Origin of the sequence: Pseudomonas lactucae (assembly GCF_016937615.1) — a bacterium.
Lineage (GTDB): Bacteria > Pseudomonadota > Gammaproteobacteria > Pseudomonadales > Pseudomonadaceae > Aquipseudomonas > Aquipseudomonas lactucae.
Genome location: NZ_JAFHKI010000174.1, coordinates 1 through 22,876 on the forward strand (window position 1 = coordinate 1; position 22,876 = coordinate 22,876).

Genomic DNA, 22,876 nt, shown 5'->3' on the forward strand with positions numbered 1-22,876 from the left:
AAGCTCCCTCGCCACAGTCAACCTAGTCGTCCATGTCTCGACCGCTCAATAGGCGGCTGATCATCTCCATCGAAAACCCGCGATAACTCAGAAAGCGGCCCTGTTTCGCACGCTCCTTCGCATCGATAGGCAAATGGCCGGAAAATTTGCGACGCCAAGTGTCTTCCAGCTGTGCCTGCCAACTGATACCGCACTCACGCAGGGCGAGGTCGATATCGGCGCGTTGCAAACCGCGCTGGCTCAGCTCCTCACGAATGCGTGCAGGACCATAACCGGAGCGGGCCCGGTAGGAGACAAAGCTTTCAAGGTAACGGGATTCCGACAGCAGCCCCTCTTCCGTTAACCGGTCGAGGGCTGTGTCGATCATCTCGGGATCTGCGCCGCGCTGACGCAGTTTACGCGTCAGCTCGACCCGACCGTGCTCGCGGCGAGCGAGCAGGTCCATCGCAGTGCGCCGAACGGCGACGAGTGTATCCAATACAACAGTCATCGTGTGCTTTAGATGTCAGTGTCAGCTTCTTCCACTTCTTCAACCGGCTCGCGGTTGGCGGCAGCTTTAACGTCTGGCGCGGGGGTCAGCAGCTTGTCGCGGATCTGCTTTTCAAGCGTGGCAGCAACGTCCGGGTTGTCCGCCAGGAACTTGGCCGAGTTGGCCTTGCCCTGACCGATCTTGCTGCCGTTGTAGGCATACCAGGCACCGGATTTCTCGACGAAACCGTGCAGCACACCTAAATCGATCATTTCGCCGTTCAGGTAAATACCTTTGCCGTAGAGAATCTGGAACTCGGCCTGACGGAATGGCGGAGCCACTTTGTTCTTCACAACCTTGACTCGGGTTTCGCTACCCACTACCTCGTCACCTTCCTTCACCGCGCCGGTACGGCGGATGTCCAGGCGGACCGAAGCGTAGAACTTCAGCGCGTTACCACCGGTGGTGGTTTCCGGGCTGCCGAACATCACGCCGATCTTCATACGGATCTGGTTGATGAAGATCACCAGGCAGTTGGCGTTCTTGATGTTACCGGTGATTTTACGCAGCGCCTGGGACATCAGACGGGCTTGGAGGCCCACGTGCATGTCACCCATTTCGCCTTCGATTTCAGCCTTGGGTACCAGGGCTGCCACGGAGTCGACCACGATCACGTCGATGGCGTTGGATCGCACCAGCATGTCGGTGATTTCCAAGGCTTGCTCGCCAGTGTCCGGCTGGGATACCAGCAGGTCATCAACGTTGACGCCCAGCTTGCCGGCGTACTCAGGGTCCAGGGCGTGCTCGGCATCGACGAACGCACAGGTGGCGCCCATTTTTTGCGCCTGGGCAATCACCGACAAGGTCAGGGTGGTTTTACCGGAAGATTCCGGACCGTAGATTTCAACGATACGGCCTTTTGGCAGGCCGCCAATGCCGAGCGCGATGTCCAGACCCAGAGAGCCAGTGGAAATAGCCGGGATCGCCTGACGGTCGTGATCGCCCATACGCATTACGGCACCCTTGCCGAATTGACGTTCGATCTGACCCAGGGCCGCAGCCAAGGCTTTCTTCTTGTTGTCGTCCATTAAAGTCCTCACGTAATCAATAAGGCCTGACGGCCAACACCTGTATAAGTAGACAGTATTGTTCCACAAAGATCGGAGATCGCCTACCCCTGATTTTCTATTTCTGCTGCAGCTCGTCGCAACAAGCCCTCCAGCGCGGCCTTTACCGTTTGTCGGCGGACCTCGTCGCGGTTGCCGGGAAAGTGCGCAAGCTCGGCGGTGACCTCATTGCCCACGCCGAACGCGAGCCATACAGTGCCCACCGGCTTGTCCGGCGAACCGCCGTCCGGCCCCGCCACACCACTGACCGCCACGGCAAATCGCGCCAGGCTTTTTTCCTGGGCGCCACGAACCATTGCTTCCACCACTTCCCGACTGACCGCGCCCACTTTTGCAAACAAATCCTCCGGCACGTTCAACTGCCGGGTCTTCTGCCGATTGGAGTAGGTGACATACCCCGCTTCAAACCAGGCCGAACTGCCCGGTATCCGCGTAACCGCCTCGGCAATCCCGCCGCCGGTACAGGACTCGGCAGTGGTGACGTGAGCATTGAGCACCTGTAAACGTCGGCCTAATTCAGCAGCAAGTGGGGTGATGTCTTTCACGGTCGTCTCCTGGAGTGGGCGGGCGTTCGACTACCCTACAGGAGCAAATCGCTCATGCAAGCGACAGACTGGAACAAGAGATTAGCGGGCGACCGCGCGCGCATACGCCTGGCAAGCGCGCAAGGCGATCAGTCCCTGGTCGCCGGCATCGGTGATGCCGATAATTCGTTGAGCATGCGCCGGGTCAAGTCGGGCTCGCGCGGCTGCATGAACCACGCCGACGGGGGTGGTGGCGGTTGGCATTGCACAGCCACTGGCGGGCTCGCTGGCGTCGAGAAGGACTGACAACCGCACATCAGCAGTGGCCAGACGGTCGCGCAAAGCAGCCTGATGACGCTGGACATCGCTCAACTCCCTGGCATGTTGTTGATCGCTGACATTGAGCTGCTGCTCCAGGGCCAGTCGTTTGTCCTGTTCAGCCTGCATCTGAAGCAAGCCCGCCAGGCGTTGCCGACCCAATACCTGAGCATGGGCTGAGGATTGTTGCGCAAGCTGCACGGCATATCGCCATGCCTGCACCTGCCACACCACCGCGGCCAGCAGGCAGGCACCGATTACGCCTGGGAAGCGCATAGCACCGCCTTCGCCCGCGCCCACAACTGCAGACGATCCTCCAGACCACTAAGCCCACCATTGATGCGCCGGGTGATGGTGGTGAACCGGTCCTCGTCGGCCAATTCGTTCAAGCCATTGCGCTGCCAGAACCAGGCAGCCGATTCGCAGGCCCATTGCGGTTGCTCCAGCAAAGCCGGTTCGCGCAACAAACGATCATCGCCGAACAAGACGTGGCTGCACGCCAGGTAGTTGCGGCGGCCGGTAATCTGGATCAGCCCCCTGCCCCGGTATTTCTGGCCATCGCCGTCGGCGTCAGGGGTGTTGCCCAGGCGAGCGGCCAGCACGCCCGTGTCATATTTGCTCAAGTACGGGTCGCTGCCCAGTTCACGCACGTAGCGCAGTTCACCGGACTCGTGGCCGATTTGGGCAAGAAAGGCGGCAGCACGTGGCACGCTGTTAATTTCATGCCGCGCAAACGCCGCATTCAAGGCGTGCAAAAAGAGGCCTGCTGAAGAGCGGGCTTGCGGCATGATTTGAATCAGTTGGGACAGTGTGATGACCATCGGTTTCATCCTGAAAAACACGCAATACGGACAGCCCACCCGTCGTGATCGGACTGCGATAGCCCGTACCGTATCCCCCCACATTCACCACCTTAGTAATCGACCGGAGCCCCTGCATGCAGGAAGGCCTGCTTTCCTCCAGGCTACGCCATTGATCAGGAAACTTACTCAAGCATGCCAATTCGCCAGGTCGTTCTTATTCCACCGACTAGTGACAATTGCGCCTATCAGAACGGCGAATAGCCACGCGTTTGCAGAGCTCCCAGCTCGAAGCAATGGGCGTGTTGGGGTCGAAAATAAAAAAGCCCTGCACAATCGCAGGGCTTCATTTGCTACAAGATCAACTACCGATCAGGGCAGTACGTCATAAGTTACATAAAGGCTCGAATCGCTGTTACCCGGGCCATACCAAAGACCTTGGCCGGCAGGGATCAGAATCTCAAACGGAACCTGCCCCTGAACCGCGCAAACCACCGGAGAGGTCTTGAGCGTCGCATAAACTGGCGCGACAGTACCCGTGAACAGTCGGCCACCGTTATTGATGCATGTGCGGATCACTATGCCCGTGGTGTTCTGTGCTGGCAAAATCATGGGCCGAACGTAGTCGTCGAAGCCGATGAGGTTGATGAATTTTGCGCCTGCTTTTACTTGATCCATATCTATCTACCTTGAGTCGAATGATTTATCGCGGAGAATTCCGCATTCATGTCGCTCAAAGGCGATTGCTCGAGGCGCGTGGCCTTCACATGATTCAACGTCCCACATCGGGAACACTTGATCTGGAGTTCTGTAAACCCACCCGTACGGGCGAGGAGCCTTTTGCAGTTACCGCATCTGAATTCGTTCAACATCCGCAACCCCCTTTTTTCTGAATGGCCTACTCCGTAAGCAAAAACCAGCGCGAAAGCTGGGTATCCGTGTTTTGCCGAACTTGTTACGGATCGCTCAGGCAGTACGCAGCCGACGCGGTGACAGCAGAGAGGGAAGCGGCCGAAACCCAAGATGACGTGAATGGCAACCTACATGGACTACTTCTGCAAGGGCCGATATTGATCCGGATCGTCGATGTCCGAGACTTCCCAGGTGCGGGCAAACAGTGGTGTACCTGTGGGATCCAGGAGCAACGACGGGCCGAGATAGATGATTTGGGTGAAGGAAACGGTCCAGGTGTCGTAGTCAGTTTCGGCGCTGGAAAGTCCGGAGGGTGCCGCGACGACGGCCGTGGGCAAATCGCACTGATCCAATGGCAGGCCCCAGCGGTTATCCAGGGCGAGATCCATCAATTGGCTGGCCAGGTCGCACGCATCAAAAGGTGCCGCCCCGCTGGCGACCGTAGCCCTGAGTGAAACCGACAAAACATGTGCCTTGCGCCCTTCAGGGGAACGAACGCCGGGGCCGTTGCGTTCGACACTGATCAGCACGCCGGTGTGATCACCGACGCCGGCAAAGTCCTGGTGATTGCCTACCCGTAATTGTGGGAAAGCACTCTTCAGCGCCTCCCCAATCGCGACAGGCAGTTGGGATGGTTTTTCGATAAGTGTCATTTCGTTGCGTCCTTGCAGCGGCTATTGCTGATCCGATCGGGAGGGTGGACCCTCGTTGACCCCGATGCGCTTGGCCGCCCAGCGTTCATAAAGGCCGATGGCAACGTCGGCCCCCGCCATGGCGGTGAGGCAGCCAATGGCGCCGGCGGTCCATATAGACATGCCGGCGGCGTAGCACAGCATCAATGCCGAGACTCCGCAGACCATGCACGCCCCGGACCGCAGGGCCAGGCGCCGGATCAGCGACCAACCGCGGGCGCCCTCCTTGTCGGCGCGCCACATTTCGCCGGATATACCGCCGATCAGCGCCAGTATGATCACCAGCCAGATAGGCATTTCCGCTAACGCTTGCTGCTCGTTTGTCATGTCACGCCTCCTGGCTGAGCAATGCCGGCATCGTGCCGGTGTCTGATTTATTCCGTGTGTCGGTAGGCATTCCAAAAAGCCCGGTTGCCCAGGCTTTTCAGTAATGCGGTCCAGATTCGATCGTTCGGCGCTACTGGCGCGGTACGGATCTTTCCTCAATGTTTTTCCGACCACGATCCCTGTCTGCCGGATAACTGCTTCTGGTGCTTTACGCTGCACACCCGGGTCAGTTGCCAACCCTCTGAACCGTTAAGGCCGGTTCATCGCTGCCTGTTTTTGTCGCGGTATCACTAAAGAGCGTCGGCATCCTTGCCGGTGTTGCCTGGCGTCCTTGCCATCGCTCGGATGGCGTCCTTGCCGATGTTGCGTGCCTTCCTTGTCTTCCTTGGCAGCATCCTTGCCGCCTCCACCAGGCCTCGTTGGCTGGCTTGAGATGAAGAGTATTACTGGATAAATATACAGTCAATGCATAAATGCATTTATTTTCGAATAGCAAATGCGCAGATGCATTTATGACCTGGTGGCCAAAGGGTTTGGCAGCTTTCTGCACGCGAAAAAAAGCCCGCGCGTTGGCGGGCTTTGTCTTACACAGGGTGGTTAACGGGCGTACATGCCCCACCAGAATACGTGACCGAGGATGCTGATCTGCTCATCCTGGATATCTTGGAAGCTATAGTCCTCGTCCGGGTGCTCATCGCGGTTGAAACTGCGCAGACGAATCCCGGAAGGCAGGCGATAGAGCTGTTTGACCCGCAGTTGGCCATTGTGATTGATGGCGTACAGATCGCCATCGACGATGTCGCCAATCGCGCTTTTGCCCGCGTTCACACCGACCGTCGCACCGTCGCGCAGCACCGGCAACATGCTGTTGCCGCGCACCGTCACACACTTGGCCTGGTCGAACTGCACACCGTTATGCCGCAGGCTGCGCTTTCCAAAACGCAGGCTGGCCTTCTCGCTTTCCTCGATGACGAATCTTCCTGATCCAGCAGCCAATTCAACCTCACGCAGAAAGGGGATCGACACCTCGTCATCATTAACGGGTGTGTCGTCGTCCCACAGGCTTATGTCCTTGAGCTCCGAATGCATGGGGTCGCGCCCCTCCTCGCGCGAAACACCCAGCGCCACGCGGCCGCGCAGTTGGTCGGTGCTGACGCGGAAATACTCGGCAACGCGGGAAATGTGCTTGTCCGACGGATCAACGATCTTGCCGCTGAGAATCCGGGACAGGGTGGATTGAGGCACGCCAGTACGCCGGTAAAGCTCCGTGGGAGAGATCCGGTCGCGGTCCAGCAGTTCTCTTAAGACGATAGAAACGTTGCGTTTTTGCATAACGGGCATAGTGACGAGAGTTTTTGGGGTTGGCAAATGCTAAATCGCATAAAAATGCATTATTTATGCATTTTGCATGCCCTCAAGCGGCTCTGCGAAGAGTAAACCCTGCATGTTAACCTTGCCGTCATCGCAATAACGGCCGAGGTTGAGATGTCTTCCCCTCCAAACGAATGCTGCAGTAGGACGAGCACGGATGACTCAATGGCGAACCTATAGCTTTTGGACCAAGGCATGGATGCTCGCAGTGCTTTCGCTCCTGGTCTTGGTGTCCGATGGCGCAGACCCAAGCTGGCTGGGCGAAGGTCCATCCCAGCGCAAACGTGTCTTCAGTCCCGGTTTCATTGTGCTCTGCATTTTTGTCGCTGTGTGTGAACTGATCCTGCTGAACCACTTTTATGGTGCACGCGGCTGAAGACCCAGGCCCTCACACAAACGGGGGTACCTCAGCGCTTGCGTTGCACACAAGCAGCGAGGGACGTTCCTTTTGCGTTTTACCCCGGCGCTTGCGACCTGCGAAGGGCTGACCTCGCGTGTTAACCTTGCGGCCATTGCAAAATCAGCAGGGCCGAGTGCCCCACCTTTGCCCCACTCCTTTCAACGAATTTGCCTACTACCCAATGAGTAAGAACACTTCAGACCTGTCCTCCCACACCCCGATGATGCAGCAGTACTGGCGCTTGAAAAACCAGCACCCCGATCAGTTGATGTTCTATCGCATGGGCGACTTCTACGAGATCTTCTACGAAGACGCGAAGAAGGCCGCCAAGCTGCTCGACATCACGCTGACCGCGCGCGGGCAGTCGGCAGGGCAGGCGATTCCGATGTGTGGGATTCCTTACCATTCGTTGGAAGGCTATCTGGTCAAGCTGGTGAAGCTGGGTGAGTCGGTGGTGATCTGTGAGCAGATCGGCGATCCGGCCACCAGCAAAGGCCCGGTGGAGCGTCAGGTGGTGCGCATTATTACGCCGGGGACAGTCAGCGATGAGGCACTGCTGGATGAGCGTCGCGATAACCTGATCGCTGCGGTGTTGGGCGATGAGCGCTTGTTCGGGCTTTCGGTACTGGACATCACCAGCGGTAATTTCAGCGTGCTGGAGATCAAGGGCTGGGAGAACCTGCTGGCGGAGCTGGAGCGTATCAACCCGGTGGAGTTGTTGATCCCGGATGATTGGCCCAAAGACCTGCCAGCAGAAAAACGCCGTGGGACCAAGCGTCGCGCGCCGTGGGATTTCGAGCGTGACTCGGCGCTGAAAAGTCTATGCCAGCAGTTCTCGGTGCAGGACCTTAAAGGCTTCGGTTGCGAAACCCTGACCCTGGCCATCGGTGCCGCCGGTTGCCTGCTCAGCTACGCCAAGGAAACCCAACGCACCGCCCTGCCGCATCTGCGCAGCCTGCGCCATGAGCGCCTGGACGACACAGTAGTGCTCGATGGCGCGAGCCGTCGCAACCTGGAACTGGACACCAACCTGTCCGGTGGGCGTGACAACACCCTGCAATCGGTGGTCGACCGCTGCCAAACCGCCATGGGCAGCCGTTTGTTGACCCGCTGGCTGAACCGTCCGTTACGGGATTTGACGGTGCTGCAAGCGCGTCAGACATCGATTACCTGCCTGCTGGACGGTTATCGCTTTGAAAAGCTGCAGCCGCAGTTGAAGGAAATCGGCGATATCGAGCGCATCCTGGCGCGGATCGGCCTGCGCAATGCACGGCCCCGTGACCTGGCGCGTCTGCGCGACGCCCTCGGCGCCCTGCCGCAACTGCAAGTGGCGATGACCGAACTGGATACGCCGCACCTGCAACAACTCGCCGTCACGGCCGGTACCTACCCGGAACTGGCAGCGCTGCTTGAAAAGGCCATCATCGACAACCCGCCGGCGATCATCCGTGACGGCGGCGTACTCAAGACCGGCTATGACAGCGAACTGGACGAATTGCAGTCCCTGAGCGAAAACGCCGGACAGTTCCTGATCGACCTGGAAGCCCGCGAAAAAGCACGCACCGGCCTGGCCAACCTGAAGGTGGGCTACAACCGCGTGCATGGCTACTTTATCGAGTTGCCGAGCAAGCAGGCCGAGTCGGCGCCCATCGATTATCAACGCCGCCAGACACTCAAAGGTGCCGAGCGCTTTATCACCCCCGAGCTGAAGGCGTTTGAAGACAAGGCGCTGTCAGCCAAGAGCCGTGCCCTGGCGCGGGAAAAGATGCTCTACGAGGCCTTGCTGGAGGACTTGATCAGCCAATTGGCGCCGCTGCAGGACACCGCCGCCGCCCTGGCGGAACTGGATGTGCTGAGCAACCTCGCCGAACGGGCGCTGAATCTTGACCTGAACTGCCCGCGTTTTGTCAGCGAGCCGTGCATGCGCATCGTGCAGGGGCGCCATCCGGTGGTGGAGCAGGTGTTGACCACGCCGTTCGTCGCCAACGACCTGTCGTTGGACGACGACACCCGCATGCTGGTGATCACCGGCCCGAACATGGGCGGTAAATCCACTTACATGCGTCAGACCGCATTGATTGTGCTGCTGGCGCATATCGGCAGCTTTGTGCCGGCGGCCAGTTGCGAGTTGTCTCTGGTCGATCGCATTTTCACCCGGATCGGCTCCAGCGATGACCTGGCGGGTGGCCGTTCGACCTTTATGGTGGAAATGAGCGAAACCGCGAACATTCTGCACAACGCCACCGAGCGCAGCCTGGTGCTGATGGACGAAGTCGGCCGCGGCACCAGCACCTTCGACGGCCTGTCCCTGGCCTGGGCGGCGGCCGAGCGTTTGGCGCACTTGCGCGCGTATACGCTGTTTGCCACCCACTACTTTGAACTGACCGTGCTGCCGGACAGCGAGCCGCTGGTGGCCAACGTGCACCTCAATGCCACCGAGCACAACGAACGCATCGTGTTCCTGCATCATGTGCTGCCAGGGCCGGCCAGCCAAAGCTACGGCCTGGCTGTGGCACAATTGGCCGGCGTACCGAATGACGTGATCCTGCGCGCCCGCGAGCACCTCAGCCGCCTGGAAACCACGGCGCTGCCCCACGAAACCGTGGTCGCCAGCCCCGCCAAGACCGCCCGCAAGCCCGCCGCGCCGCATCAGAGCGATTTGTTCGCCAGCCTGCCCCACCCGGTGCTGGATGAGTTGGCAAAGCTTGACCTGGATGACTTGACGCCGCGCAAAGCGCTCGAAATGTTATATGCACTGAAGACTCGGATATAACGCTGACGCTTGCAAGCTGGTAGACTCTCGCGCGGTTTGGGATGCTGCAGGCTTTTAGCCTGGCCTGCAGACTATCGCTCCCGAACCTCGCGAGCCCTGCCATAAAGGGTTTCGCTGCCGCCGCCTGAGGAGAAAATTAGAAATGACCTTCGTCGTCACCGACAACTGCATCAAGTGCAAGTACACCGACTGCGTAGAAGTGTGTCCGGTGGACTGCTTTTACGAAGGCCCGAATTTCCTGGTTATCCACCCGGATGAGTGCATTGACTGCGCCCTGTGTGAGCCAGAATGCCCGGCCGTTGCGATTTTCTCCGAGGACGAAGTGCCTGCGGGTATGGAACAGTTCATCCAGTTGAACGTCGAGCTGGCAGAAGTGTGGCCGAACATCACCGAGCGCAAAGATCCGATGCCGGATGCCGCTGAGTGGGATGGCAAACCCAACAAGATTGAGCAACTAGAGCGCTAAAACACCGATGCCCAACAAAAAAGGCCTTGAGGGCCTTTTTTTGTGCTCGGAGGAATGCATTCACTTTTCTACAGGCAAAAAAAAGGGGCGGTATGACCCGCCCACATTTTTTCCCTAGTCCCTGTATTCCTTTTCATCATCCTGATGAATCGCATCCTGCGACGTTCCCTGAGCCATCGTTCCTTAATGGCTGTGTCAATCCGTGGACACAGGGCTGATGTTAGAGAGTTCCAAGGGAAGTTCAACGGGATGCTACCGTCGTACCAACGGGCCTACCTGGTTAGCGATCCATAAATAAATCTTATATTTCAACAAGATAGAAAACGCTTTCGCAATTTCAAGACGGACGCGGCCGATAAAAACCCCAAACACTTACGAAAAAGTAAGCCAATGCTTACACGAGCAATTGCGTAAAGGGGTCACCAGCGCACATTGACCGTCTGCCAGCCGTAAAAAGCCCCGACACCGTCGAGGCCTTTTACCTTCAATAGGTTCAGTCGTCGCTGACGGTAATCGTCGGCATCGCCGGTGCCACGGCTTCCTGCAACACAATCCGCGCGCCCACATGGCGAGCCAGTTCCTGATAGATCATGGCGATCTGGCTGTCGGGCTCCGCCATTACTGTTGGCTTGCCACCATCGGCCTGTTCACGAATCAGCATCGACAGCGGCAACGAGGCCAGCAGCTCCACACCGTACTGGGTGGCCAGCTTCTCGCCGCCGCCTTCACCGAACAGGTGCTCGGCGTGACCGCAGTTGGAGCAGATATGCACAGCCATGTTTTCCACGACGCCCAGTACCGGAATGTTGACCTTGCGGAACATCTCCACGCCTTTTTTCGCGTCGAGCAGCGCCAGATCCTGGGGAGTGGTGACGATCACCGCGCCGGCCACCGGAACTTTCTGCGCCAGGGTCAGCTGGATATCGCCGGTGCCTGGCGGCATGTCGATCACCAGGTAATCCAGGTCGCCCCAGGCGGTCTGGGTGACCAACTGCAACAAGGCGCCGGACACCATCGGCCCACGCCACACCATCGGCGTGTTGTCGTCGGTGAGGAAGGCCATGGACATGACTTCAACGCCCAGAGACTCGATCGGCACAAACCACTTCTGGTCCTTGACCTTCGGCCGCGTACCTTCGACGATGCCAAACATCACGCCCTGGCTGGGGCCGTAGATGTCAGCGTCGAGAATACCCACGCGCGCGCCTTCACGGGCCAGTGCCAGCGCCAGGTTGGCCGCCGTGGTGGATTTGCCCACGCCACCCTTGCCGGATGCCACGGCGACCACATTCTTGACGTTGGCCAGGCCAGGGATCTGCGCCTGAGCCTTGTGCGGGGCGATCACGCACTGGATGTCGACCTTGGCCGAACGCACACCGTCCAGCCCCTCAATGGCCATTTGCAGCATTTGCGCCCAGCCACTCTTGAACAAGCCGGCGGCATAGCCCAGCTCCAGCTGGACCGACACCTGATCACCCTGGACCTCGATGGCACGCACACAACCGGCGCTGACCGGATCCTGGTTCAAATAGGGGTCGGTGTACTGGCGAAGAACGGCTTCCACCGCTGCGCGATTCACGGCGCTCATGGGCTACTCCCGAAAAAGACTGACTGAAACAGGCGGCTATCCTAACCGTTCCGGCGGATTAACGGCATGCTTTCGAAGGTTCGGAAGATGCTGAAACAGCGCCACGGGGTGAAATAAATTCGCCGGCGCTTTATAGTGGCCGACCTCCGTTTCATCAAGTAGCCGAGCCCCATGTCCGAGCCACGCAAGATCCTCGTCACCAGCGCCCTGCCCTATGCCAATGGTTCCATCCATCTTGGCCATATGCTTGAGTACATCCAGACCGATATGTGGGTGCGCTTCCAGAAGCATCGCGGCAACCAATGCATCTATGTCTGCGCGGACGACGCCCACGGTTCGGCCATCATGTTGCGCGCCGAAAAGGAAGGCATCACCCCGGAACAACTGATCGCCAATGTGCAGGCTGAACACAGCGCCGACTTTGCCGAGTTCCTGGTGGATTTCGACAACTTCCATTCGACCCACTGCGAAGAAAACCGCGAGCTGTCGAGCCAGATCTACCTGCGATTGAAGGAAGCCGGGCACATCGACCAGCGTTCGGTGACCCAGTATTTCGACCCGGAAAAGAAAATGTTCCTGGCCGACCGCTTCATCAAGGGCACCTGTCCGAAATGCGGCACCGAAGACCAGTATGGCGACAACTGCGAAAAATGCGGCGCCACCTACGCACCGACCGACCTGAAGGATCCGAAATCGGCGATTTCCGGCGCCACGCCGGTGCTCAAGGACTCCCAGCACTTCTTCTTCAAGCTCCCGGATTTCCAGCAGATGCTGCAAACCTGGACCCGCAGCGGCACCTTGCAGGACGCCGTGGCCAACAAACTCTCCGAATGGCTCGACAGTGGCCTGCAGCAGTGGGACATCTCCCGCGATGCACCCTATTTCGGCTTCGAGATCCCTGGCGAGCCGGGCAAGTATTTCTATGTATGGCTGGACGCGCCGATTGGCTACATGGCCAGCTTCAAGAACCTGTGCGACCGCACCCCGGAACTGGACTTCGACGCGTTCTGGGGCAAGGACTCCACCGCCGAGCTGTACCACTTCATCGGCAAGGACATCGTCAACTTCCACGCGCTGTTCTGGCCCGCGATGCTCGAAGGCTCGGGCTATCGCAAGCCGACCGGCATCAACGTACACGGCTACCTGACAGTCAACGGCCAGAAGATGTCCAAGTCCCGGGGCACCTTTATCAAGGCGCGCACCTACCTGGACCACCTGTCGCCGGAATACCTGCGCTACTACTATGCGTCCAAGCTTGGCCGTGGCGTCGATGACCTGGACCTGAACCTGGAAGATTTCGTACAGAAGGTCAACTCGGACCTCGTGGGCAAAGTCGTCAACATCGCCAGCCGTTGCGCCGGTTTTATCCACAAGGGCAATGCCGGCGTGCTGGTGGCTGAAAATGCCGCGCCGGAACTGACCGACGCCTTCCTCGCCGCTGCGCCAAGCATTGCCGACGCCTATGAAGCCCGCGATTTCGCCCGCGCCATGCGCGAGATCATGGGCCTGGCCGACCGCGCCAACGCCTGGATCGCCGACAAGGCCCCCTGGTCGCTGAACAAGCAGGAAGGCAAGCAGGCTGAAGTCCAGGCGATCTGCGCCACCGGCGTCAACCTGTTCCGCCAGTTGGTGATCTTCCTCAAGCCGGTGCTGCCGTTGCTGGCCGCCGACGCCGAAGCGTTCCTGAATGTGGCGCCGCTGACCTGGAACGACCACGCCACGTTGCTCAGTAATCACCCACTGAACGAGTTCAAGCCGTTGATGACCCGTATCGACCCGGTAAAAGTCCAGGCCATGACCGACGCTTCGAAAGAAGACCTGGTCGCCAGCCAGACCGATACCGGCTCGGCTGCACCAGCGGGTAATGGTGAGCTGGCCAAGGACCCCATTTCCCCGGAAATCGACTTCGACGCCTTTGCCGCCGTGGACCTGCGCGTGGCGCTGATCGTCAAGGCCGAAGCGGTTGAAGGTGCCGACAAACTGCTGCGCCTTACCCTGGATCTGGGTGGCGAGCAACGTAACGTGTTCTCCGGGATCAAGAGCGCCTATCCGGACCCGTCCAAGCTCGACGGTCGTCTGACCATGATGATCGCCAACCTCAAGCCGCGCAAAATGAAGTTCGGTATATCCGAAGGTATGGTGATGGCAGCCGGCCCTGGCGGTGAAGAGATCTACCTGCTGAGCCCTGACTCTGGCGCCAAGCCGGGCCAGCGCATCAAGTAAGCCCTGCCCGACAGCCCTGTCGTTTCGGTGACAGGGCTTTTGCGCTAGCCCCCCTCTCTTGCTTGCCGGATAATCAGCTTTCTGTTTGTTTAACCGGCCTGCCCTGGGGATTGTCACCACACGGGTGACGCTCCTGGGTTTCAACGCAATGATCAACGCATGAACCTTATTCAACGTATCGACGCGCTGCTGCCACAGACCCAATGCGGCAAATGCGGGCATCCGGGCTGCAAGCCCTACGCCGAAGGCATTGCCGCGGGCGAGGCGATCAACAAGTGCCCGCCGGGTGGGCAGGAAACCATTATCGGCTTGTCGCAGTTACTGAGTGTGCCAGTGCTGGAACTGGACGCGACTCGCGGCGAGGCGCCTGCGCAAGTGGCCTATATCCGTGAGGCTGAATGCATCGGCTGCACCAAGTGCATCCAGGCATGCCCGGTGGACGCCATCGTCGGCGCGGCCAAATTGATGCACACGGTAATTAGCGACGAATGCACGGGCTGCGACCTGTGCGTCGCGCCCTGCCCGGTGGACTGCATCGAAATGCGCCCGCCAACATCAGTGCTGCCGATTGTGGGCGGCCTGGCGGCGAGCGACGAGCAGCGCCGCGAACGCAACGTCAAACGCAACCGGGCACGCCGGCGCTTCGAGCAACGTAACGGGCGCCTGCAACGGGAAGAAGCACACCGACTGGCCGAGCGCCTGGCCAGGGCCAAGCGTCCGACGGCCCTGGAGCCGGTTCAACACGATGCGGTAGAGGCGGCACTGGACGCTGCGGTGAAAAAAGCCAAGATCAACGTCGCGATGAGTCGTGCCCAGTTGCACAAATCGCTAAAGGCATTTGGACATCCACCGACGTTTGAGCAACAGTCGCAATTGATCGTGTTACAACAGCAGTTTGAAGCGGCGGAGCTGGCGTTGGCGGCCATTGAGGCTGGCAGCACACCCGCAATGCCGCTACCGGCTCGCAACAGTGCCGATCTCAAACGCGCCAAGATCGAGCTGGCAATGCGGCGCGCCGAACTGAAAAAAGCCCAGGACCAGCAAGCCGACACGCGGCAGTTGGCCGACGCGCAGCAACGCCTGGATGAAGCGCAACGCCAGGTAGACGCCCATGGCGCTTGAACCACGACTCGAAACGACGCTGAACGCCCGCAAGGAACCCTCCGCCGTATGAACGCCGCAAAACGCCTGGAAATTTTCCGCCGGTTTCACGAAGACAATCCGGAGCCCAAGACCGAACTGGCCTACACCTCCCCGTTCGAGTTGCTGATTGCGGTGATCCTGTCTGCTCAGTCCACCGACGTTGGCGTCAACAAGGCCACCGCCAAGCTGTACCCCGTGGCCAACACCCCGGAGGCCATCTATGCCCTGGGCGTGGACGGTTTGTCGGAATACATCAAGACCATCGGTCTGTACAACAGTAAGGCCAAGAATGTCATCGAAACCTGCCGCCTGTTGATCGAACAGCATGGCAGTGAAGTGCCGCAAACGCGCGAGGCGCTGGAAGCGTTGCCGGGGGTGGGCCGCAAAACCGCGAACGTGGTGCTCAATACCGCGTTTCGGCAACTGACCATGGCCGTGGACACTCACATTTTCAGGGTCAGCAATCGCACCGGCATTGCTCGCGGCAAAAACGTGGTGGAGGTGGAAAAACAGCTGATGAAGTTTGTACCCAAGCCTTACCTACTGGACTCCCACCACTGGCTCATCCTTCACGGACGCTACGTGTGCCAGGCTCGCAAGCCGCGCTGTGGCAGTTGCCGTATCGAGGACCTATGCGAATACAAAGACAAAACTTCCGACGATTGAGGGTCTATAGCTTTTTTCGATCTTCCGATTGAAAAAATCTTTTTTACCCATCCTCGGATTATCGTTATAAGGAGCGCCAACGGCAGTCTTAGCCTGGAGTTAACCTTATGAGCACTGGCAAGGAACAACTGGAAGTAGATGACCTCGTCGAGTCCGATGAGGATGACGTGGCAGAGCCTGTCGTAGTGGAAGTCGCCAAAACCAATCTAAGCAAACGCCGCACCATCGACAATCTGCTGGAAGAGCGACGTTTGCAAAAACAATTGGCCGATTACGACTTCGATCTCTGATCAGGCAGTCGACGGCCGGAAGCCTCCCTCACGGAGGCTTTTTCTGCCGGGTACCCTGGATAGGCGTTGAACGTCTCTAAACCAACCCGTTGCGCTGGGCCAGCTCGATCAGGTCCACCAGGGATCGCGCATTGAGCTTGAGCAGCAGGCGAGTCTTGTAGGTGCTCACGGTTTTGTTACTGAGAAACATACCGTCGGCAATCTCCTTATTGGTCTTGCCCCGCGCCAATTGCTGCAACACCATCATCTCGCGGCCCGAAAGGCGCTCGACCATATCGGCTTCACTGGCATTGCCCATGGTGGAGCGCACTGAATTGAGCGCCTGGTTCGGGAAGTAGCTGTAGCCCGACAGGACAGCCTTGATCGCACTCAGCAACTCCGTCAGGTCCTGTTGCTTGCACACATAGCCCGCCGCCCCCGCCTGCATGCAGCGCATGGAAAAATGCCCAGGGGCCTGGGACGTGAGCACCAGCACCTTGAATGGTGCAGGTTGCTTTGTAGACGACAACCGGCAAATAACTTCCAGACCGTCAAGTTGGGGGATCCCAATATCCAGTATGACAATATCCGGCATATGCTCCCGTGCAAGCTGCAACGCATCGACACCGTTATCAGTCTCGGCAACGACCTCATAACCATGACGCTCCATTAGCATACGCACAGCAAGACGAATGACAGGATGATCATCCACGATCAGCACTTTATTCATGAGAAAGTCCAATTTCGCTGTTCGAATTATTTAGAGCAAGCACAATAGCCTAGTCGTTTCCTAGTTGGCATAGCGCTCCCCCCCGAGCAACAGCAAGCAGAGACATGAGCCACAGCGATAAAGGAATTGCCCTACAAAAAACCGCCCGACTGGATGTATCCAGTTTTATGGAGACTTTCAGACCTTTCCGGGACTCTACATATTTTGAGTGAAATCTATAGGTACTGCGGGACAGAAGGTAAACGTACCGCACAGTACTTTCAGGAAATACCCCTTGCCCATCCCTTAAGCACGTTGAGCGCGGCCGTATAACATTGATAGTTTCAGTTCCATTTAACATATTCATTTACATCCTTATTTCCTACAGAATCTTCACCAAGCCACACACTTACCTCTCTGCATGAGTGAACTTTCTGTAAGACTAGTTCCTACATAGGTGTAAACAATTCATTCAATCCTACACCTATCAATGGCTACGGATTTAAATAAACCTGATAAACGTTTATCGACTCAAAGCTCGACGCGCAGTTAAAACAAACCTAAACATTGCGCATCCACCTGAATTTTTCCCAAAAAAAATGGCCCCTAGAACAAGGGGCATTTTTTACAGCGGGTGCGGCATTCAGAACAACGAACGACCTTTGTTGGCCGCGATGCGCATGCGCAGGGCGTTCAACTTGATAAAGCCCGCTGCGTCAGCCTGGTTGTAGGCGCCACCGTCTTCTTCGAAAGTAGCGATGTTGGCATCGAACAGCGAATCATCCGACTTGCGACCGGTGACGATCACGTTGCCTTTGTACAGTTTCAGGCGCACAACGCCGTTCACGTGAGCCTGGGAGGCGTCGATCATCTGCTGCAGCATCAGACGCTCAGGGCTCCACCAGTAGCCGGTGTAGATCAGGCTGGCGTACTTGGGCATCAGCTCGTCTTTGAGGTGAGCGACTTCGCGGTCCAGGGTGATGGACTCAATGGCGCGGTGAGCGCGCAGCATGATGGTGCCGCCTGGGGTTTCGTAGCAACCACGGGACTTCATGCCCACGTAACGGTTCTCGACAATGTCGAGGCGGCCGATACCATGTTCGCCGCCGATACGGTTCAGGGTCGCCAGCACGGTGGCCGGGGTCATGTCGACGCCATCCAGCGCGACGATGTCGCCGTTGCGGTAGGTCAGTTCCAGGTACTGTGGCTTGTCTGGCGCGTTCTCCGGGGAGACGGTCCATTTCCACATGTCTTCTTCGTGCTCGGTCCAGGTGTCTTCCAGCACGCCGCCTTCATAGGAGATGTGCAGCAGGTTGGCGTCCATCGAGTACGGGGACTTCTTCTTGCCATGGCGCTCGATCGGAATCGCGTGCTTCTCGGCGTAATCCATCAGTTTTTCACGGGACAGCAGGTCCCATTCACGCCAGGGCGCAATCACTTTCACGCCTGGTTTGAGGGCGTAGGCACCCAGTTCGAAACGCACCTGGTCGTTGCCTTTACCGGTCGCGCCATGGGAAATGGCGTCAGCGCCGGTTTCGTTGGCGATTTCGATCAGACGCTTGGCGATCAGTGGACGTGCGATGGAGGTACCCAGCAGGTACTCGCCTTCGTAGACGGTGTTGGCGCGAAACATCGGGAAGACGAAATCGCGGACGAATTCTTCGCGCAGGTCATCAATGTAGATCTCTTTCACGCCCATGGCTTGCGCCTTGGCACGTGCAGGTTCGACCTCTTCGCCCTGACCCAGGTCAGCGGTGAAGGTCACCACTTCACAGTTATAAGTATCCTGCAGCCACTTGAGGATCACCGAAGTGTCCAGGCCGCCGGAATACGCGAGAACGACCTTGTTTACGTCGGCCATGCCATCACTCCACGGGGTTGTACGGAAAGGCGTCGATTCTACCGACCAAAACCGCGAATTTACAGGGGCGCGACAGCAAATGAAGATAAAGCGACAGATTATGTCGAGCGAGCGACCGATGGCCGCACGTCAGGACGTGTGCGCAGGGTTGCTCGGACCTGTGGCCTGGGGGGCGGGTTTCTCGGGGGCAGCCACACGCTCAAGCTGAATATTAACCCGGCGGTTGCGGGCCCGGTTGGCGGCATTGGTGTTGGGTACCAAGGGGTAGCTCTCGCCATGGAAACGCAGAGTGATCTGCGATTCCTGGATGCCATTGGCCTTGAAGTAGTCCATCACCGCCAACGCGCGACGGCGCGAGACATCACGGTTGCTCAGGCGATTGCCGCTGTTGTCCGAGTGGCCGTTCAACTCTATATGGTTGACGCTCGGATCAGCTTTCATGAACTCGATAATCACCGCAAGTTTCTGCTTGGCGGCTGCGTCCAGCTCGATGCCACCGCCGGGGAAGCCGACTTCGGTCTGCTTGACCTGATCGTAATTCATCGGCAACAGCTTGGCGGTGCACAGTTGATAATCGCTGAAGGCCTTGTTGAACTTGACCGGCAACAGGCGAATTTCCGAATAGCCACCGTCACGCCCGTAATGTCGGACGGTCGGCGAGCGTCGTCGAGCAAGCCATTGAACAGGCGCCCGGCCTGGGCCTGGGAACTGTTGAAAAGCACATCGCCACTGCCGGCCCGCACGGCCCCGAGGTTGATATCACCGCGCCCCGGCTGCCACGGGGCGGCGGCGGCCAACAAGGTGGCGACCCGCCGCCCAGCGAGCCGTTATAGGCTTTGAGGCGAAACGTCGCCTGCTCACCGGCCCGGCGCACGAACTCACCCGAACCGAAGTCGGTGATCGGCTGGGTCAGGCGGCACTCGAATTTGTCACCTTCCACCTTCCACTCAATGTTCTCCAGACGTGTCTGGAACGTGAGTGCCATCGCAGGCAGGCTGGCGAACACACTGAGCAGGGCTAGATAATGCTGGCGCACGGGAGGCTCCACTGGTTTCTACAACACTTCAAAGCGTCATACATCGTTAAGGCATACCCACCGCTATCGGTCGCATCCTGCAAAACTTGATAGCGAGTGCCTGCAAGAGTCTTTTCCGGTAGCATTCCCACCAGATTGACCCGCCTGGAATCCCCAATGTCCGACCGCCTGACCCTGCTGCGTCCCGACGACTGGCATATTCATCTTCGCGATGGTGCTGCGTTACCCCAAACCGTGGCCGATGTTGCGCGTACGTTCGGCCGCGCCATCATCATGCCTAACCTGGTACCACCGGTCCGTAATGCCGCGCAAGCCGACGCCTATCGCCAGCGTATCCTCGCTGCGCGACCGGCCGGCAGCCGCTTCGAGCCGTTGATGGTGCTCTACCTGACCGACCGCACCCAGCCCGAAGAAATTCGTGAGGCCATGGCCAGCGGTTTCGTGCACGCCGCCAAGCTGTACCCGGCCGGCGCGACCACCAACTCCGATTCCGGCGTGACCAGTATCGACAAGATCCTGCCGGCCATCGAAGCCATGGCGCACGTTGGCATGCCACTGTTGATCCACGGCGAAGTCACCCGTGGCGACGTGGACGTGTTCGATCGCGAGAAGATCTTCATCGACGAGCACATGCGCCGCGTGGTCGAGCTGTTTCCGACCCTCAAGGTGGTGTTCGAGCACATCACCACGGCCGATGCCGTGCAGTTCGTCACCGAGGCTTCGGCCAACGTCGGCGCGACCATCACCGCGCATCACCTGCTCTATAACCGCAACCACATGCTGGTGGGCGGGATTCGGCCGCATTTCTATTGCCTGCCGATCCTCAAGCGCAACACCCATCAGGTGGCGCTGCTGGATGCCGCAACCAGCGGCAATCCGAAGTTCTTCCTCGGCACCGATTCCGCGCCCCACGCCCAGCACGCCAAGGAAGCCGCGTGCGGTTGCGCCGGCTGCTACACCGCGTTTGCCGCCATCGAGCTGTACGCCGAAGCGTTCGAACAGCGCAACGCCTTGGACAAACTTGAAGGTTTCGCCAGCCTCAACGGCCCGCGCTTCTATGGCCTGCCGGCGAATACAGACCGCATCACCCTGGTCCGCGAAGACTGGACCGCCCCCGCCAGCCTGCCCTTTGGCGAGCTGACTGTTATCCCGCTGCGCGCCGGTGAAACACTGCGCTGGCGCCTGCTGGAGGAAAGCAAGTGAGTGAAGACCATTACGATGACGACCAGGAACACGGCGGCGGCGGTGGCTCGCGCCACCCGATGGCCGAACGTTTCCGAGGCTACCTGCCTGTCGTTATCGACGTAGAAACCGGTGGCTTCAATTGCGCCACCGATGCATTGCTGGAAATTGCCGCCACGACCATTGGCATGGATGAACAGGGTTTTGTGTATCCAGAACATACCCACTTCTTCCGCGTCGAGCCGTTTGAAGGCGCCAATATCGAAGCCGCCGCCCTGGAATTCACCGGGATCAAGCTCGATCACCCGCTGCGCATGGCGGTGAGTGAAGAAGCGGCTCTGACCGATATCTTCCGCGGTGTGCGCAAGGCATTGAAGGCCAATGGCTGCAAACGCGCGATCCTGGTCGGGCACAACAGCAGCTTCGACCTGGGCTTCCTGAATGCCGCCGTGGCGCGCCTGGACATGAAGCGCAACCCGTTCCACCCGTTCTCCAGCTTCGACACCGCGACCCTCGCCGGCCTCGCCTACGGTCAGACCGTACTGGCCAAAGCCTGCCAGGCAGCCGGAATCGATTTTGACGGGCGTGAGGCCCACTCGGCCCGCTACGACACCGAGAAGACCGCCGAGCTGTTCTGCGGCATCGTCAATCGCTGGAAGCAGATGGGCGGATGGGAAGATTTCGGCGACTGAGCGTCTCCTGAACGCGCCGCGCTCTCCCATAAAAAAACCGGCCCTCTCAGGCCGGTTTTTTTGTACCTCGATTCCGGCTTACAGCTTGCCGGCATTCTCGGTCAGGTAAGCCGCAACGCCTTCTGGCGAAGCGTTCATGCCCTTGTCGCCTTTCTTCCAGTTGGCAGGGCAGACTTCACCGTGCTCTTCGTGGAATTGCAGCGCGTCGACCAGGCGGATCAGCTCTTCCATGTTACGGCCCAGTGGCAGGTCGTTGATGATCTGCGAGCGCACAACGCCCTTGTCATCGATCAGGAAGGCGCCACGGAACGCCACGCCGCCTTCGGACTCAACGTCGTAGGCCTTGGCGATGTCGTGCTTCATGTCGGCAGCCATGGTGTATTTGACTTTGCCGATGCCGCCATCATTGATGGCGGTGTTGCGCCAGGCGTTGTGGGTGAAATGGGAGTCGATGGAAACGGCGACCACTTCAACGTTACGCGCCTTGAAATCGTCCATGCGGTGATCCAGTGCGATCAGTTCCGAAGGGCACACGAAAGTGAAGTCCAGCGGGTAGAAGAACACCAGGCCGTATTTGCCTTTGATGGCTTCGGACAGTTTGAAGCTGTCAACGATTTCGCCATTGCCGAGGACGGCAGGTACATCGAAATCCGGGGCTTGTTTGCCGACGAGTACGCTCATTGGGTATCTCCTGATGTAAGGGTGACGATTGAAGTAAAAGGACTGGCCTTGAGTCTGCCGCGTTTAAGCGACAGACCTGTGACGCAGTCACGCTTCGTGAAGACCGATCATCATACACGGAAAAAACCGTTCGTCAGCGCGCGGGCGAGTCCGGCAAATAACGACGAATCTACTTTGACAATCATTCTCGTTAACATTAAGATCCATCGCACTTAAGCCTTAACCCGCGACGGTTCTCCCTTATGTATGTGTGCCTGTGTACTGGCGTCACCGACGGACAAATCCGCGAAGCAATCTATGAAGGTTGCTGCAGCTACAAGGAAGTGCGCGAAACCACCGGCGTTGCCAGCCAGTGCGGAAAATGCGCCTGCCTCGCCAAGCAAGTGGTACGGGAAACCCTGACGCAGCTGCAGACAGCACAGGCCTCCCTTCCCTACACAACAGAATTTACACACGCCTGAATAGGCATGTTTTAAAGAACCGGACTTCGTGTCCGGTTTTTTTATGCCTTTAATTCAATTAGTTAGCGCCAAGACGCGGAACACAAACATTCTTATTCCGATTAATTTTCATTTATTATTCAATAACTTAGGTTTGACACTAGAGTTTTCGCCGCTCAAACTCAGCCCTATACACAGCGATTACAG

The 22,876-nt window shown here is 58.4% G+C and carries 23 protein-coding genes and 2 pseudogenes; 10 read left to right on the top strand and 15 right to left on the bottom strand.

Features of this window, described 5'->3' with window-relative positions; all coding sequences use genetic code 11:
• Positions 1 to 22 precede the first annotated feature (22 nt).
• The 10 genes from recX to JWR98_RS26250 form a co-directional block, all read right to left on the bottom strand.
• Positions 23 to 490, bottom strand: coding sequence for a recombination regulator RecX (recX, locus tag JWR98_RS26205; RefSeq protein WP_017529774.1), 468 nt, complete (start codon positions 488 to 490; stop codon positions 23 to 25).
• 8 nt (positions 491 to 498) lie between these two features.
• Positions 499 to 1,557, bottom strand: coding sequence for a recombinase RecA (gene recA, locus JWR98_RS26210; protein WP_205491617.1), 1,059 nt, complete (start codon positions 1,555 to 1,557; stop codon positions 499 to 501).
• 83 nt (positions 1,558 to 1,640) lie between these two features.
• Positions 1,641 to 2,141 (bottom strand): CinA family protein, encoded by a 501-nt coding sequence (locus JWR98_RS26215; RefSeq protein ID WP_078731804.1) that lies wholly within the window; start codon positions 2,139 to 2,141, stop codon positions 1,641 to 1,643.
• Between the two features lie 81 nt (positions 2,142 to 2,222).
• Positions 2,223 to 2,714, bottom strand: coding sequence for a lysis system i-spanin subunit Rz (locus JWR98_RS26220; RefSeq protein WP_078731803.1), 492 nt, complete (start codon positions 2,712 to 2,714; stop codon positions 2,223 to 2,225).
• Positions 2,696 to 3,259 (bottom strand): glycoside hydrolase family 19 protein, encoded by a 564-nt coding sequence (locus JWR98_RS26225; protein ID WP_078731802.1) that lies wholly within the window; start codon positions 3,257 to 3,259, stop codon positions 2,696 to 2,698. The genes JWR98_RS26220 and JWR98_RS26225 overlap by 19 nt, the downstream gene beginning before the upstream one ends.
• 351 nt (positions 3,260 to 3,610) lie before the next feature.
• A complete protein-coding gene (locus tag JWR98_RS26230) occupies positions 3,611 to 3,916 on the bottom strand; it encodes a hypothetical protein (protein WP_078731801.1) in 306 nt (101 codons plus the stop codon).
• A 2-nt stretch (positions 3,917 to 3,918) separates the two neighbouring features.
• Entirely contained in the window at positions 3,919 to 4,110 is a 192-nt protein-coding gene (locus tag JWR98_RS26235) for a zinc finger domain-containing protein (RefSeq protein WP_078731800.1), read from the bottom strand.
• A 177-nt stretch (positions 4,111 to 4,287) separates the two neighbouring features.
• Entirely contained in the window at positions 4,288 to 4,803 is a 516-nt protein-coding gene (locus JWR98_RS26240) for a hypothetical protein (RefSeq protein ID WP_205491619.1), read from the bottom strand.
• A gap of 21 nt (positions 4,804 to 4,824) precedes the next feature.
• On the bottom strand, positions 4,825 to 5,169 hold the full coding sequence (locus tag JWR98_RS26245) for a phage holin family protein (RefSeq protein WP_205491621.1): 345 nt from the start codon (positions 5,167 to 5,169) through the stop codon (positions 4,825 to 4,827).
• Between the two features lie 597 nt (positions 5,170 to 5,766).
• Entirely contained in the window at positions 5,767 to 6,510 is a 744-nt protein-coding gene (locus JWR98_RS26250) for a LexA family transcriptional regulator (protein ID WP_176156598.1), read from the bottom strand.
• 187 nt (positions 6,511 to 6,697) lie between these two features.
• Here JWR98_RS26250 and JWR98_RS29630 point away from each other — a divergent pair, with 187 nt between their 5' ends.
• The 3 genes from JWR98_RS29630 (at position 6,698) to fdxA (ending at position 10,179) form a co-directional block, all read left to right on the top strand.
• Positions 6,698 to 6,916, top strand: a complete 219-nt coding sequence (locus tag JWR98_RS29630) for a hypothetical protein (RefSeq protein WP_078731796.1) — start codon at positions 6,698 to 6,700, stop codon at positions 6,914 to 6,916.
• Positions 6,917 to 7,121: 205 nt separating this feature from the next.
• Positions 7,122 to 9,713 (top strand): DNA mismatch repair protein MutS, encoded by a 2,592-nt coding sequence (gene mutS, locus JWR98_RS26255; RefSeq protein ID WP_205491622.1) that lies wholly within the window; start codon positions 7,122 to 7,124, stop codon positions 9,711 to 9,713.
• Positions 9,714 to 9,855: 142 nt separating this feature from the next.
• A complete protein-coding gene (fdxA, locus tag JWR98_RS26260; protein WP_003172109.1) occupies positions 9,856 to 10,179 on the top strand; it encodes a ferredoxin FdxA in 324 nt (107 codons plus the stop codon).
• Positions 10,180 to 10,672: 493 nt separating this feature from the next.
• On the opposite strand, the gene apbC is transcribed toward fdxA, so the two are convergent.
• On the bottom strand, positions 10,673 to 11,767 hold the full coding sequence (gene apbC / locus JWR98_RS26265; protein ID WP_078731794.1) for an iron-sulfur cluster carrier protein ApbC: 1,095 nt from the start codon (positions 11,765 to 11,767) through the stop codon (positions 10,673 to 10,675).
• Positions 11,768 to 11,938: 171 nt separating this feature from the next.
• On the opposite strand from apbC, the gene metG reads away from it, so the two are divergent.
• The 4 genes and pseudogenes from metG (at position 11,939) to JWR98_RS26285 (ending at position 16,089) form a co-directional block, all read left to right on the top strand.
• On the top strand, positions 11,939 to 13,990 hold the full coding sequence (gene metG / locus JWR98_RS26270) for a methionine--tRNA ligase (RefSeq protein WP_078731793.1): 2,052 nt from the start codon (positions 11,939 to 11,941) through the stop codon (positions 13,988 to 13,990).
• A 159-nt stretch (positions 13,991 to 14,149) separates the two neighbouring features.
• Positions 14,150 to 14,536, top strand: a pseudogene (gene rsxB / locus JWR98_RS30330) (electron transport complex subunit RsxB); the annotation flags it as partial.
• 624 nt (positions 14,537 to 15,160) lie between these two features.
• Entirely contained in the window at positions 15,161 to 15,799 is a 639-nt protein-coding gene (nth, locus tag JWR98_RS26280) for an endonuclease III (RefSeq protein ID WP_003172105.1), read from the top strand.
• Positions 15,800 to 15,906: 107 nt separating this feature from the next.
• Entirely contained in the window at positions 15,907 to 16,089 is a 183-nt protein-coding gene (locus tag JWR98_RS26285; protein WP_078731791.1) for a PA3496 family putative envelope integrity protein, read from the top strand.
• 76 nt (positions 16,090 to 16,165) lie between these two features.
• On the opposite strand, the gene JWR98_RS26290 is transcribed toward JWR98_RS26285, so the two are convergent.
• From JWR98_RS26290 to JWR98_RS26300, 3 genes and pseudogenes are all read right to left on the bottom strand, one after another.
• Complete coding sequence (locus JWR98_RS26290) at positions 16,166 to 16,798, bottom strand: response regulator transcription factor (protein ID WP_003172102.1); 633 nt, start codon at positions 16,796 to 16,798, stop codon at positions 16,166 to 16,168.
• 622 nt (positions 16,799 to 17,420) lie between these two features.
• Positions 17,421 to 18,638, bottom strand: a complete 1,218-nt coding sequence (locus tag JWR98_RS26295; protein WP_003172101.1) for an argininosuccinate synthase — start codon at positions 18,636 to 18,638, stop codon at positions 17,421 to 17,423.
• A 129-nt stretch (positions 18,639 to 18,767) separates the two neighbouring features.
• Positions 18,768 to 19,674 (bottom strand): annotated as a pseudogene (locus JWR98_RS26300) (OmpA family protein).
• Between the two features lie 156 nt (positions 19,675 to 19,830).
• On the opposite strand from JWR98_RS26300, the gene pyrC reads away from it, so the two are divergent.
• The gene (gene pyrC / locus JWR98_RS26305; RefSeq protein WP_003172099.1) at positions 19,831 to 20,877 is read left to right on the top strand and encodes a dihydroorotase; all 1,047 of its coding nucleotides are present in this window, start codon (positions 19,831 to 19,833) and stop codon (positions 20,875 to 20,877) included.
• Positions 20,874 to 21,548, top strand: coding sequence for a ribonuclease T (rnt, locus tag JWR98_RS26310; RefSeq protein WP_078731789.1), 675 nt, complete (start codon positions 20,874 to 20,876; stop codon positions 21,546 to 21,548). The genes pyrC and rnt overlap by 4 nt, the downstream gene beginning before the upstream one ends.
• A 78-nt stretch (positions 21,549 to 21,626) precedes the next feature.
• On the opposite strand, the gene JWR98_RS26315 is transcribed toward rnt, so the two are convergent.
• A complete protein-coding gene (locus tag JWR98_RS26315; protein WP_003172097.1) occupies positions 21,627 to 22,229 on the bottom strand; it encodes a peroxiredoxin in 603 nt (200 codons plus the stop codon).
• Between the two features lie 242 nt (positions 22,230 to 22,471).
• Here JWR98_RS26315 and JWR98_RS26320 point away from each other — a divergent pair, with 242 nt between their 5' ends.
• Positions 22,472 to 22,690, top strand: a complete 219-nt coding sequence (locus JWR98_RS26320; protein WP_003172094.1) for a bacterioferritin-associated ferredoxin — start codon at positions 22,472 to 22,474, stop codon at positions 22,688 to 22,690.
• Positions 22,691 to 22,876: the final 186 nt, after the last annotated feature.